Source organism: Cyclobacteriaceae bacterium (genome assembly GCA_013141055.1).
Lineage (GTDB): Bacteria > Bacteroidota > Bacteroidia > Cytophagales > Cyclobacteriaceae > ELB16-189.
Genome location: JABFRS010000001.1, coordinates 2,077,179 through 2,090,825, shown reverse-complemented (window position 1 = coordinate 2,090,825; position 13,647 = coordinate 2,077,179). Strand labels below are relative to the sequence as shown.

Below are 13,647 nucleotides of genomic sequence, written 5' to 3'. Positions count from 1 at the left end.
CCCATGAGCATTCCTTCTAAAGATTCTATCACCGAGGCACACGAGCGAATCAAACCTTACATTCATCACACACCCGTTATGACCAGCGCTTCAGTAGATGAAATGGCGGGTTGTAATATTTTCTTTAAATGTGAAAACTTTCAGAAAGTCGGTGCCTTTAAAGCAAGGGGAGCGATGAATGCTTCATTGAAATTAACTCCTGAACTTAAAGAAAAAGGAGTTGCAACGCATTCATCGGGCAATCATGCACAGGCTTTGGCAAGAGCTGCAAAAATACTCGGCATCAAATCATACATTGTTATGCCACGAACCGCTCCTGAAATAAAGAAGCGTGGAGTTCGCGGTTATGGTGGCGAAATTTTTGAATGCGAACCAACCTTAGCTGCACGTGAATCAACACTTGCTGATGTAGTGAAGAAAACAGGAGCTACCGAGATTCATCCATTTAATAATTACGATGTGATGGAAGGGCAGGCAACCTGTGCAAAAGAGTTGTTTGAAGAAGTCAGCGATCTGGATTTTATCGTCGCGCCTGTTGGAGGTGGTGGATTGTTAAGTGGCACGGCCCTTGCGAAAAAGTATTTCTCACCTAAAACAAAAGTAATTGCAGGTGAGCCGGAATTAGTCAATGATGCATTTCGCTCAATGCAGGCAGGAAAGATTGAGGCGGCCTCAACCACTACTAGTATTGCTGATGGATTACTCACTTCATTAGGGGATAAAACATTTCCCATCATTCACGAGAATGTTGAAGAGATAATCACAGTGACGGATGAAGAGATTGTTGAAGCAATGCGAATTGTTTGGGAACGTCTGAAAATAGTGATCGAAACCTCCTGTGCAGTACCCTTTGCTGCGGTTTTGAAGGAGAAGAAGAAATTTGCAGGAAAGAAAGTTGGTATCATTCTCTCAGGTGGAAATGTTGATCTCAATAAGGTTGGAAAACTTTTCTCCTGATGAGAGAATACACAAAGCCTCTTCAGCCGTTTGATGAATTTCTCAAAAAGATTCTTCGCTACGCCGGTTTTGCCATAATGATTATAGGAGCCTCACTTGGAATCGGTGTAGTGGGATATCATTACACAAACGATCTCGACTGGTTGGACTCGCTTCTCAATGCTTCTATGATCCTTACAGGAATGGGTCCCGTTGATCCTATGAAAAATGATGGAGCTAAATGGTTTGCTTCGGTGTATGCAATTTTCAGTGGAGTTGTTTTCCTAAGCACGGTCGCGGTATTCCTGACACCAATTGTTCACCGGTTTTTACACAAGCATCATCTCGATGACTCCTCTAAATAAAAAGAGCTCCGATGTGGAGCTCTTTTTATTGATAGAAATTGATTCTAATTTGTTTTTTTCTTGATCTCGTCAAACTTATTGACGGCAGCTTTCTTTGGAAAGACATTATCGGTAACATTAATGTCAGCTGTTTCCAGGTTTGGATCGATTACAATATTTACAACTTCCTTTTCCTTTACGAATACCTTTTTCACTTCTGTTTCATTCAATCTCCAGATCTCTGCAGGCAGCCTTTCAAGTTCTTTGGATCCGTCTTTAAAGGTCCACTCAATAATTACAGGACTAACTAAACCTCCTGTGTTTTTCAAGGTCACTTCATAAAGATTTTTTCCATCAAGCTTTTTGCGAACTGATCCATCATCAATACGACTGCGGAAATCACGATAGTCTGTTTCGGGCGTATTGGTTACAGTAAACTCCTGCGGCCCATTGCTGAAATCAACTGCTTTGTCCTTTGATAACGTTGCGGACAGATCCCCCGCCTTTACAGAAATATTTTTCTTCTCCGGATCAACGGTGGTCGTTTTTACTTTAAACCATTTCACATTATCGACAGTAAGATCAACATTGTCTGTAGAATAGAACCATCCTCTCCAGAACCAGTCAAGATCAACTGCCGAAGCATCTTCCATTGTGCGAAAGAAATCTGATGGCTTAGGGTGCTTGAATGCCCATCGTTGCGAATACTCTTTGAACGCTTTATCAAAAAGCTCCGGACCCATTACAGTTTCTCTCAAAAGAGTCAAAGCTGCAGCAGGCTTGTTATATCCATTTGGACCAAAGCTTCTTCCCTGGTTATCCGACATTGCCATGATAGGCCTCATCATTGCTTTATCACCTTTCATGAAAGAAACGATTCCCTTTGGAGTGTTTGAGACATGATCCAGCTTTGGATATCGCTCTTTGATAGTTTCTTTTTCAAGGAAAGAATTTAACCCTTCGTCCATCCAGGTATCCTTACGTTCATCGGAATTAATGATCATTGGGAAGTAATTGTGTCCAACTTCATGCACGATCACACTTACAGTTCTTGTTAGTGTCCGTTCCGAAATGGTTCCATCTTTTGCAGGCCTGCCACCATTGAAGGAAATCATTGGATATTCCATTCCACCGCCTACCCAATTGCATGAGTAAGCTGTTGGATAGGGATAATCGATTGTTCTGGCTGAATAAACATCCAGCGTATTTTTAATAGCCATTGTTGACTCTTTCGACCAAAGAGTATAGCCTTCTTTTGGATAGAGTGACTGACCCAATGGATTATTGCCTCCGTTTTTTATGGCCATGGCGTCCCAGATATACTTGCGGGAAGAGGAGAAAGCAAAGTCGCGCACGTTATCAGCATGAAATTCCCATGTGCTCTTCTTTTTTGAACGTTCCTTTTCTTTTTTGATTGCTTCATCCTGCGTTACAATAAATACAGGCTGATCAAAAGTCTTTCTGGCAGTTTCAAATCGGGCCATCTGGTCTTTTGTTAAGACGTCTTTTGGATTTTGAAGCCAACCCGAAGCACCAACGATATGATCGGAGGGCACTGTAATTTTCACTTTATAGTTTCCAAAGGTTAAAGCAAACTCACCTGCTCCAAGAAACTGTTTATTCTGCCAACCTTCGTAGTCATCAAACACACACATGCGTGGAAACCATTGTGCAATGAAGTAGATGTAATTTCCATCAGCAGGGAAGAACTCCATTCCGCTTCTTCCACTGATCATCATCATATCATTGATATTGTAAGACCATGAAATCTTGAATGTGAATTTCTCACCTTTCTTCAATGGCTGAGGAAGATCAACACGCATCATCGTATTGTTAATGATATATGGAAGATCTTTGTCCATGGCATCCTTTACCAGCTTGATGCTATAACCACCTTTGTAATCGAAAAGACTTGTGGTCGTTGCCAGCATTTTAGCAGGAATTGAATCACGAATTGTGCCGCCAGAAGTTTTTTTGGTCATGCTGCCATCCGCATTGATATTCTGATCAAGTTGAAGCCAGAGATATTTGAGATCTTCAGGGGCATTATTAAAATAGGTAATCGTCTCAGATCCTGTGATCGTTTGATTTTCATCATTCAACTCAACATCAATAACGTAATCAGCTTTTTGTTGCCAATAGCTTGCTCCTGGCGCACCTGAACTACTTCTGTAACTATTGGGTGTTGGGAGCATTTGGCCGAGCTGCTCAAACTTTCCCTGCCATTTTGGTTGTTGATCCTGAGCGCCCGCTGTTAATGAAGCAAGCAGTACAAGAACGATAAGGTGTATTTTATTCATAGTGTTTTATTTCTTTTCTAATTACTCGCCTTCTTCTTGATCTCATCAAACTTATTCACTTTCGCCACTCTTGGAAACACATTATCACCATCATTAATATCGGTGGTTTCCTTCTTTGGATCAAGAACAATATTGATGACTTCCTTCGTCTTCATGAAAACTTTGGTGACGGTCTTTTCATTGCTGCGCCAGATCTCTACCGGAATTTTTTCTATTTCCTTGGTCCCGTCTTTATACGTCCACTCAATAATGATTGGCATCACAAGTTCTCCTTTATTCGTAAAAGTTATCTCATAAAAATTATTGTTTTCCATTTTTGAGATAAGAGCTTTATCATCTACTCTGTTTTGAAAGTCGCTGTAAAAACGTGCATCAGTTGGAATTACAGAGAAAGGTTGAGGGCCACCACTGAAGTCATCATTCTTCTTTTCGTCACCACCGGTCGTTGAAGAAGTCAGGTCTCCTTTCTTTATACTCTTTCCTTTATTCTCAACATTGTTTTGTTCTTTTTTCACCTGATACCACTTCACTTTATCAATGGATTGATCACAGATATCAGTCGTGTAGAACCAACCTCTCCAGAACCAATCGAGATCTACTGCAGATGCATCTTCCATTGTGCGGAAGAAATCCGCTGGTTTTGGATGATGAAAAGCCCATCGCTGAGCATACTCCTTAAATGCTTTGTCAAATAATTCAGGCCCCATGATTGTTTCGCGAAGAATATTTAGCCCCGCAGCACATTTGGAATATTGTTCGTTACCAAAATTTGAACGAACAACTGATTCTGAATTAACCATCAACGGTCGTTGTAGTGTTGCATCACCTTTCATGTAAGGGACGATGGTAGAAGCTGGTCCTCTTCTTTGTGGCATGTCAGGATAGTTTTCAACCTGAGTGCGATATTGAACAAAGGTATCAAGACCCTCATCCATCCAGGTCCATTGACGCTCGTCACTGTTGATGATCATTGGAAAGAAGTTGTGACCTACTTCATGAACAACAACTCCCACCAGAGCCCACTTTGTGCGATCGTTGAATGTTCCGTCTTTATTAGGACGGGCACCGTTAAAGCAGATCATGGGATATTCCATTCCGAGCGAAGCATTGTGAACGGAAGTTGCCTGAGGATAAGGATAGTCAATTGTATATTTTGAATACGTAGAGATAGCTGCCTTTACAGCCTTTGTAGATTCTTGTTCCCAAAGTGGATTTCCCTCTTTTGGATAGTATGACATTGCCAATGGTGTTTTGTCTCCGATCTTAACGGCCATAGCATCCCATATGAATTTACGGGAAGTTGCAAATGCGAAATCACGGACATTATCGGCTTTGAATTTCCAGACTTTCTTTTCTTTTGATTTTGTTTTTTCACGAACGATTGCCTCAGCCTGTGTAGCAATGAGTACCGGCTTGTCAAAAGTTATCTTTGCTTTTTCGAAACGTTCTATCTGTGTTGAAGTCAAAACCTCTTTAGGATTTTGAATCATACCGGTTGCAGCAACAATATGATCCGATGGAACTGTAAGATTCACTTCATAGTTTCCAAAGTTCAAAGTGAATTCACCTTGTCCCCAGAATTGTTTGTTCTGCCATCCAATAACATCATCATACACACACATGCGCGGAAACCACTGGGCAATGATGTATGAGTAATTGCCGTCTTCAGGAAAATACTCCATACCGCTACGACCATCGTTCATCGTTGCATCCAACATGCGATCATTAATGTTAAAGGACCACTCTATAGCAATTGAAAGTTTTTGACCTGCCTGTAATGTCTGTAAAAGATCAACCCTCATCATTGTTTGATTGATCGTGTAGGAAAGACTTTTTCCGGAAGCATCTTTTACACTTTTAATTTTAAAACCACCGTCAAAATCTGAAATTCTCAGATTGGAAGCGATGGTTTTAGTGTTAATAGAATCCCTGATGGTTGTACTTTTTACCTTCTGACCATCATTATTCTTTTCATTGATGTTCTGATCAAGCTGAAGCCAGAGATACTTTAATGCATCCGGAGAATTATTGGAATAAGTAATTGTTTCAGAACCTGTGATGCTTTGGTTATCATCGTTGAGCTCAGCATTGATGACGTAATCTGCTTGTTGTTGCCAGTACTTTGGGCCTGGTGCACCAGATCCCGATCGGAATTCATTAGGGGATGGTAATTGCTGGTCGAGTTGCTCAAACTTCCCTTTCCATTGTGCTTTTTGCTCTTGTGCAAACAGAACAGTGCTGGAAAGGAGGGTGATGAATAGAAGTAATTTCTTCATGGTTAATGGTTTTGGTCAGTGCTTGAAAAGGAAAGAATAACAGTTTAAAATAATCTGTCTTTTATTAAAATGAGAGAGATTCCGGCTATAGCTGATGACAGGACCATTTTAAGATCTCTGCGGTTAGTACCCAATAAATCAATAGCAATAAAGCTAATGGATAGAAAAATCCCAACGATTATTATTTGACCGAATTCCAGACCCACATTAAAGGCAAAAAGCTGTGTGAGAATGCTTTTGTCCTTACCCAAAAGGGCCTTCAGATAGTTGGAAAAGCCCATCCCATGGATCAGACCAAAGAGTAATGCAAGGACGTAGTTCGTTTGTACCCGAACCTGGGTGAGAGCCGTTTCCTTTCGGAAAAGATTAGAAAAAGCAGTGATGAAAATGGTGATCGGTATCAGCAACTCGATGAGTGACGGATTCACTGATATAATATCCAATGTGGAAAGGGCCAGAGTAATTGAGTGACCAATGGTAAATGCAGTGATAAGGATCAATATCTGTTTCCAATCCTTAGCGACGTAGACCGCGCATAAGGCCAGCACAAAAAGGATGTGATCATATCCGTTAGTGAAATCAAGAATGTGGTCTCTGCCAAGACCGAAGTAAAGCTGGAATTCCGACATTATTCAGGAGACCTAATGTGCTAAGATCGGAAAGAAAAATCGAAATCACAGACACAAAAAGATTGACACGGTTTTTGCAACGCAGTAATTAAATGAATTTAAAAGAAATACTGTTTACTTTTGAGCTATGATGATCATTCTGATAAGATTATTGCTTGTATGGTTTCCGCATCCCATACATGTTTCGGTAACGGAAATGGAATATAATGAAAAAGCAAAGTCATTTCAGATCACTTCACGCATCTTCATAGATGATCTTGAACTCTCAGTTCGCAAACAAATTCATCAGGAATCACTGGATCTCCTGGAACCCAAGAACGGCAAAACGGTTGATGACCTTGTCCGTGCTTATTTAGGTGAGCATTTCATTATAAAGCTTGACGGAAAGATTGCCAAGATAAATTTTCTCACCCATGAGATTGAAGATGCTGCAATGATCTGTTATCTGGAAATTGAAAATGTAAAAAAAATCAAGAGCCTTGAAGTCACAAACAGTGTTATTCAGGAAATACATTCAGATCAATCCAACCTTGTGCATGTGACATATAAAGGGCCTGTGAAAAGCTATCGCCTTACATCCGATCAGCCAACAGATACTTTCAAATTTGAATCGAAATAAAATAAAACTTAAACTATGCGTACGAAGATCATTGCCGGTAACTGGAAAATGAATAAAAATCTGGATGAAGCGAAAGCTCTTGCGGTAGAAGTTAAAAATCTGGTGAGCAAAGAAATTACAGGTAATGCAAAAATCATCCTCTGTGTTCCATATCCTTTTTTGATTTCTGTTAAAGATCAATTGACACAGTCTTCAATCTCTGTCGGAGCTCAGAACTGCAGTGAGCATGATTCCGGAGCTTATACCGGTGAGGTGTCGGCGGCAATGTTATCAAGTATGTCAATTCCGTACGTGATTTTAGGTCACAGCGAGCGACGCCAGTATTTTGGTGAGGAAGGAAAGCTTCTTGCACAAAAAGTTGATAAGGTGCTCGCTAATAATCTGATTCCCATTTTTTGCTGTGGTGAGCCTTTGGAAATCCGTGAAAAAGGAACTCACGAATCCCTTGTACGTCAACAGGTTGAAGAAAGCTTGTTTCATCTTTCAGCGGATGCCCTAAAGAAGGTGGTCATTGCTTACGAGCCTGTATGGGCGATCGGAACCGGTAAGACAGCAACGTCACAGCAAGCTCAGGACATGCACGCCGTGATACGAAAACAATTGGCTGGTAAGTACGGTGAAGACGTAGCTCAGACAATTCCGATATTGTACGGTGGCAGTGTTAAGCCAGACAATGCAAAAGAAATTTTCTCCTGTCAGGATGTAAATGGAGGACTTGTTGGAGGAGCCTCTTTAAAAGCAAAGGACTTCGTTGATATTATTAAGGGAGCATAATCTCTTCATTTTTTTATATCGTTGTTGGTTAATGATCTCCAACAACGATATAATTTTTTTACAGAGCAGATTGAATGTCATGGATAAGATCTTCCGGATCTTCAATTCCAACGGAGAACCGTAACAGCTTATCAGAAATTCCAACAACTTTTCTTTCTGCGGCGGTTAGCTTGGAATGAGAAGTTTTGAAGGGTGAGCAGATCGTAGATTCAACTCCTCCAAGACTGATTGCCTTGCGAATGAACTTCAGTTTTTTAATAAACTTTTCAGGATCAGATTTTACTTCGAAAGAAAGCATACCACCAAATCCTCCGGTCATTTGCTTCTTTGCGATCGCGTGACCCGGATGATTCCTTAATCCCGGATAAAAGACATTTCCAATTTTGGATTCGGATTCTAAGAACTCCGCTATCTTTTTTGCATTTTCATTTTGCTGACGTACACGAAGCACGATGGTCTTGAGACTCCGCTCAACGAGATAACAAGTATTGGCATCCAGGCTTCCACCGAAGAGTGCAGCACTCGTCTTGATTTTCTCAGTGATTTTTTTTGAACTTACCATCACGCCGCAGCATATATCACTATGCCCGCCGATGTATTTGGTTCCACTATGTAAAATTACATCGATCCCAAGATCAATAGGATTTTGATTAACAGGTGAAGCAAAAGTGTTATCGATCATAGTAATAAGACCATGCTTCTTTGCGATCTTACTTACAGATGAAATGTCAGTTATTTTTAAAAGAGGATTGGAGGGAGTTTCGATGTAAATGACCTTCGTTTGCTTCCGGATCGCTTTTTCAAAATTATCCGGATCGGAAGCATCCACCATTGTAAAATCAATATTGTAACGATTCAATAGCTGAAAGGCAGCAAAGTGAGTTCCCCCATAGAGATCATTTTGAAAAATAATATGGTCGCCGGCTTTCAGAACAGCAAGCATGGAAGTTAAGATTGCCGCCATACCCGAGCTGAATACAACTCCGTCCTCACCATTTTCAAGAGAAGCCATCTTTTTTACAACAGCATCCTGGTTCGGCGTGTTAAAGTATCTCGGATATCTTACAATCTGTTCATAGTCATATGCTGAAGAGGTATAAATAGGATTGGTTAGTCCGCCAAACTCCTGATCTCCAATAGAACCCACGTGAACGGACTGTGTAAGCTTGGAAACTTTTTTCTTGATTGCCATGATGAAAGATAATATGCAAATAACCAATTCGCGCACTCCGCGCCTATGGTTTACAAGGAAATTGCTTAGCTTTTGATCTCAACCTAACAAATAATCATCATGGCACAAGAACTAAACAGGGGAGTGGGGGGTAGCCTTCCAAATTCTCAGGCGAAAGAATGGATTAAGAATTATAAAGACAAAAATCCTGGAGAAATTCAAAGTCATTTTTTTGGTTCGGATATCATTCTAACAATATTAAGTCAGGCGGATTGTGTGGGGGTTCGCATTCACTATGCTCTTGATGAGAAGGGTGTAAAACAACTTATTCTTGTTGGAGCAAAAGAAAACGGAAACAATATCTGGCCAAGCACAACGGACAGTACACCATCAGGTATTATGGCTGATAATAGTTGGCCGTGTCCTCCCATGTGTACAGGAAATGATGATTAAGAACAAACGAATCTCATGAGTATTTTACTTTTCTTAACGATTGCGGTGACTTTTTCACCATTAATTCCTTTACTCATTTATTGGATCACGTTAAAGCGCCAGGAACCTCACATAAAGTTCCTGGCATTTATATTGATTACCTCTTTTAGTTGTGATTTTTTATCCATGATCAATTACATGTGGATAAGAGTTCCAGAGATTAATTCAGTTGCTACAAACATCTATGGATTTGGTGCAATATTTTTTATAAGCTTGCTGTACAAGAATCAATTTCCCAATAAGTTCAGTAAGTTGTTTTGGGTAGCGATTGGTGTTCTTTCCCTCATCTGGGTTTATAATACGGTTTACTATAATGGGATTATTGTAACATCAAATGAATTCATCCCTTCTAGTATCGTTTTTATAATTTACTCGATCTTTTTTTTCTACAGATTAATTCAGGATTTACCGACAACTCAAATTCAAAGACTTCCAATGTTTTGGATCAATGCTGGCTTTCTGATTTACTATGCGGGGACAATCGTTTTATTTATTATCTCGGACTATCTCATTAACGTTAAGAATGATCCAATGATCAGTTATTGGTCCTTTCATAACTTTCTAATGATCATAAGACATATAATTTTTGCAATTGGATTATGGCAGGTAACACACAAGACCAGATCCCTTTAATATTTTCACTCACAACAGCTGTGATGCTCATAATGGCAATTGCCATTGTGCTGTTCATCGTCTTCTACCAAAAGAAGATGCTTCAGGAACAGCTTACCCGTCAGTTGCTGGAAGTTGATCACAGAAAACGAATGATGGCGGCAGAAATGCAATCGCGTGAAAATGAGCGTGGTAGGCTGTCAAAAGAGATTCATGATGGTGTTGGAGTTATGCTGCAAGCCTTACGGGCCACTACTCTGGCGGTTGCAAAAAACGCATCAGAAGAAGATCGTCAGGAGTTGGGAGAGCAGATCAATGAGATCACAGATACGGTTCGGAATATGGCTTATAATCTGATGCCACCGTCACTGGAAAAATTTGGATTGAAAGAAACACTCGATGAGTTTACTACGAAATTGAATCGCTTTAATTCCAATATGAAATTCATTTTTTCTCAGGATGGACAACCTGGTACATTGGATAGCTGGCAGCAGCTTACCCTCTATCGCATTGTGCAGGAGTCAACCAACAATGCGATCAAACATTCGCAGGCATCGGAAGTGACAATCGCTATGATCTGGAGTAAGGAATTGCTGACCCTTCTCATTGGTGACAATTGAAAGGGATTTGATTTTCCAAGTGAAGAGAATAAAAGTCATGGTCGTCACGGGCTTGGACTTTATAGTCTTGAGAATCGCGCCTCTTTATTAGGAGGCTCCATTAAGTTTAGTGCAAACCTTCCATCAGGAACATTATTAACTATTCAATTGCCCATTCATGCATAAGATAAACTTGTTAATAGCAGATGATCATCGCTTGTTCCGCAAGGCAATGGTCAGACTTTTGAAAACATTTGACCGCATTGGAGAAGTGTGGGAAGCTGAAAATGGAAAAGAATGTATTGAAATGGTAGGTCAGCATCCTGTTCAGGTTTTACTGCTGGATCTTGAAATGCCACGCATGAATGGAGTTGAAGCAGCAGAAACACTCATTGCCAAGTATCCTGATTTGAAGATCATTGTTCTTACCATGCATGACAGTGAGAAGTATATGATTCACATGCTTGAAATGGGTGTTCATTCCTTTCTCCTAAAAAATGCAGAGCCTGAAGAACTCATGGATGCCATTGTTTCCGTTATGGAAAAGGATTTCTATCACAGTGAAAAGTTATCGAAACTCCTGACCAAGAATCTAAAAGAGAAGCTGCGTAAGAAAAGACCTTCGTTTAAGAAAACAGTGAACCTTACCGAACGCGAAAGAGAAATTCTTGAGTTGATTTGTCGTGAAAGAACAACCAAGGAAATCAGCCAGCAGCTTTCAATCAGTGAAGGAACAATCAATGTTCATAAGCATAATCTTCAAATCAAACTCGGCGTTAAATCGGTCATTGGACTTATTCGATTTGCCTATGAATCAGGTATTCTCAGGTAATTTTCATCTTTCAGAATCTAAATAATCCTTTAGTTTTTCTATAGGATCCTTTAGATGATTTTTAACTCACTTTTGTAGCGAAAAGTTACTTTTCAGTATCAAAAACATCTGTTTTGATACTCATCCTTAAGTTTTAGAGATTTTAGACCATGGCCAGACCTGAATCCTCGCCTCAAGTCCCCTTTTTTATGGACGATCTTACCTACGGTTTTAAAAATCTAACGGTTTTTTTTGGTTTAAGTGAAGGTGCTCGCAGTCCATTGGCAGAAAGAGGTTCTTGAAGAGATTGAGCATACGCTTTGCCCTCCGAGGTGGTATGTCCGTTCCATGACAAGTGGTTTGGATGCATTGCTCTCAGCAAGAGCAGAACAGTATGATTTGATTTTTTGTTGTCTCGACCTGCCAATGGTCACGGGTATTGAGTTCGCTAGGTCTGTGCGAAATCTTTCAGCAAATAAAAACACTCCCATCATCTTCCTCTCAGATGGTGAAGAAACAGAAGGTCAGCGCGAACTATTAAGCAAGTTGAAAACAGACTGGTTAACTGTTGAGGAAATAGGATCTCTCAAGGATTTGAAAATTTAGAATCCGTAATGCTTCAGGAATTCATTGATATTGAAACTTCCCAAAAGGAAGCCCGCTATGCCTTGCCACCCTGCTTAGATCATGGGTCTGAAATTCATTTTGCTACGCTTTCTCCAATAGAAAAAGGATATTTTCTTGGAGTGGAAGGCGGACCCATTGTTCGTGAGGGAATGAATGAACTGTATGAATGTCTTAGGGCCAACGATGAGAAAAGAATAAGTAACTGGTTTGATACTTATGGTCCGCAGACAAGAAAAAATAAACAAAAAATTCTACGGTCTCTTCCTTTAAACCTGCCATTATCCTGCATCAATTACATACAGAATGTTAATTATGATTATTTCGATGAACTTAAAAAACAGTACAAGTTCTATCTCGCAGGGGAATCATCTTTTGGTTATTCTATCGCCAACTCTACAAATGATATTTCTGAAAAAAAGGAATCAACAGTGCTATTCAGCATTGGAGGAATACATTCTTTAGGTATTGGTAATCCGGAAGATGACCTTGATGTTTCTATTGGCAAACTAAAAAACCGAATCAGGCAGATAAAAGGAGAGGAACCTCTTGAGGATGTTAACCTCAAAAAATGGGCACATCCGCCTTTGTTTATGAGATTGGCAAATCATTTTGGCAATGGCTTATTTGGACATGCACGAAGTTTATCAGAAGACACTCAAACCATCCTTGATCAAAAGAAACATCTTGATAAAGGTGTAATAAAGACCTGCGGTTATGATGTTGCATGCGAGTTGCTGGGGTTAGATGAATCCCTGCAGCCTACCGGATCCAGAAGAATTCTTATTGATATGCAACATCTTAGTGCTGCCTCCCGCAACGATTTATATCAGAAGATTTTCAGAAAGTTCAACAAGAATATAAATCCCCATCATCCGATCCCGGTGGTTTTTACAGAAGCTGCATATAGCGGAGTTGATTTCCTTGGCGAGATGATCAAAAACGTTCGGGATAAATCAGAATCTGATAATTTTAGAATACAGGGTTATTATGGCGGAAGCATTAACCTGTCCGATGAGGACGTTCTGGAAGTATTTTGGAGTCAGGGATTCATATCATTATCATTAGAGAATTGGAAACTTGGAAATCCCTCCGGAGGCTTAGAGAATTTTTTCATTACGAATGCCCGGACACGGACTCTAAAACTTTTAAGCAGACAGATAGCGGGCCTAGTCAGTATTCCCTTTGCGTACAATCTTCCGTCACCGCTCACCATTTGGGATTACATTAATATAGGAAGTGGCTTGACCGGATCGGATGTGAGAATGGATCGATATCGTTCAGAAAATTTCATGCACATACTGGAGCAAGATCTTGAAGAGGTATTAGTGCGTCTAAAAAGAGAAGAGCCTGTATGGTTTGGAAGCTATCGCCCGGAAGCCCTCGTAAAAAAAATCTGTCACGACAACGTAAAAGAGTTTGTTCTTAAGAACTTTTGACAAGAGAAGTAACTAAGGATT

14 protein-coding genes are annotated in these 13,647 nt (G+C 40.2%); 10 read left to right on the top strand and 4 right to left on the bottom strand.

The genetic code is table 11. The features are described from left to right. The first annotated feature begins 3 nt into the window (after nucleotides 1-3). Together HOP08_09435 and HOP08_09430 are read left to right on the top strand one after the other, a co-directional pair. Nucleotides 4-957 (top strand): pyridoxal-phosphate dependent enzyme, encoded by a 954-nt coding sequence (locus HOP08_09435; protein ID NOT75137.1) that lies wholly within the window; start codon nucleotides 4-6, stop codon nucleotides 955-957. After that, nucleotides 957-1,301, top strand: a complete 345-nt coding sequence (locus tag HOP08_09430) for a hypothetical protein (GenBank protein NOT75136.1) — start codon at nucleotides 957-959, stop codon at nucleotides 1,299-1,301. Before HOP08_09435 ends, HOP08_09430 begins: the two co-directional genes overlap by 1 nt. Nucleotides 1,302-1,345: 44 nt before the next feature. On the opposite strand, the gene HOP08_09425 is transcribed toward HOP08_09430, so the two are convergent. The 3 genes from HOP08_09425 to HOP08_09415 are packed head-to-tail and all read right to left on the bottom strand — an operon-like array spanning nucleotide 1,346 to nucleotide 6,485. Continuing rightward, nucleotides 1,346-3,580, bottom strand: a complete 2,235-nt coding sequence (locus tag HOP08_09425; protein ID NOT75135.1) for a M1 family metallopeptidase — start codon at nucleotides 3,578-3,580, stop codon at nucleotides 1,346-1,348. Between the two features lie 17 nt (nucleotides 3,581-3,597). After that, a complete protein-coding gene (locus HOP08_09420) occupies nucleotides 3,598-5,856 on the bottom strand; it encodes a M1 family metallopeptidase (protein NOT75134.1) in 2,259 nt (752 codons plus the stop codon). 44 nt (nucleotides 5,857-5,900) lie between these two features. Beyond that, entirely contained in the window at nucleotides 5,901-6,485 is a 585-nt protein-coding gene (locus tag HOP08_09415; protein ID NOT75133.1) for a HupE/UreJ family protein, read from the bottom strand. A 127-nt stretch (nucleotides 6,486-6,612) separates the two neighbouring features. Between HOP08_09415 and HOP08_09410 the strand changes: the two genes are divergently transcribed. Both HOP08_09410 and HOP08_09405 read left to right on the top strand, forming a co-directional pair. Next, on the top strand, nucleotides 6,613-7,104 hold the full coding sequence (locus HOP08_09410) for a hypothetical protein (GenBank protein NOT75132.1): 492 nt from the start codon (nucleotides 6,613-6,615) through the stop codon (nucleotides 7,102-7,104). A 15-nt stretch (nucleotides 7,105-7,119) separates the two neighbouring features. Further along, complete coding sequence (locus HOP08_09405) at nucleotides 7,120-7,878, top strand: triose-phosphate isomerase (GenBank protein ID NOT75131.1); 759 nt, start codon at nucleotides 7,120-7,122, stop codon at nucleotides 7,876-7,878. Nucleotides 7,879-7,936: 58 nt separating this feature from the next. Here the strand turns inward: HOP08_09405 and HOP08_09400 are convergent, their stop codons facing one another. Beyond that, nucleotides 7,937-9,070 carry a PLP-dependent transferase gene (locus tag HOP08_09400; protein ID NOT75130.1) on the bottom strand — a complete coding sequence of 378 codons (1,134 nt, stop codon included), beginning with the start codon at nucleotides 9,068-9,070 and terminating at the stop codon, nucleotides 7,937-7,939. A gap of 99 nt (nucleotides 9,071-9,169) precedes the next feature. Between HOP08_09400 and HOP08_09395 the strand changes: the two genes are divergently transcribed. From HOP08_09395 to HOP08_09370, 6 genes are all read left to right on the top strand, one after another. Then, a complete protein-coding gene (locus HOP08_09395) occupies nucleotides 9,170-9,502 on the top strand; it encodes a hypothetical protein (protein NOT75129.1) in 333 nt (110 codons plus the stop codon). Nucleotides 9,503-9,517: 15 nt separating this feature from the next. Next, nucleotides 9,518-10,174 (top strand): hypothetical protein, encoded by a 657-nt coding sequence (locus HOP08_09390; GenBank protein ID NOT75128.1) that lies wholly within the window; start codon nucleotides 9,518-9,520, stop codon nucleotides 10,172-10,174. Nucleotides 10,175-10,197: 23 nt separating this feature from the next. Continuing rightward, nucleotides 10,198-10,773, top strand: coding sequence for a hypothetical protein (locus HOP08_09385; GenBank protein NOT75127.1), 576 nt, complete (start codon nucleotides 10,198-10,200; stop codon nucleotides 10,771-10,773). Between the two features lie 157 nt (nucleotides 10,774-10,930). Next, the gene (locus tag HOP08_09380) at nucleotides 10,931-11,584 is read left to right on the top strand and encodes a response regulator transcription factor (protein NOT75126.1); all 654 of its coding nucleotides are present in this window, start codon (nucleotides 10,931-10,933) and stop codon (nucleotides 11,582-11,584) included. Between the two features lie 240 nt (nucleotides 11,585-11,824). Beyond that, a complete protein-coding gene (locus tag HOP08_09375; GenBank protein NOT75125.1) occupies nucleotides 11,825-12,169 on the top strand; it encodes a response regulator in 345 nt (114 codons plus the stop codon). Between the two features lie 8 nt (nucleotides 12,170-12,177). Then, nucleotides 12,178-13,626, top strand: a complete 1,449-nt coding sequence (locus tag HOP08_09370; GenBank protein NOT75124.1) for a hypothetical protein — start codon at nucleotides 12,178-12,180, stop codon at nucleotides 13,624-13,626. The last annotated feature ends 21 nt before the right edge of the window (nucleotides 13,627-13,647 follow it).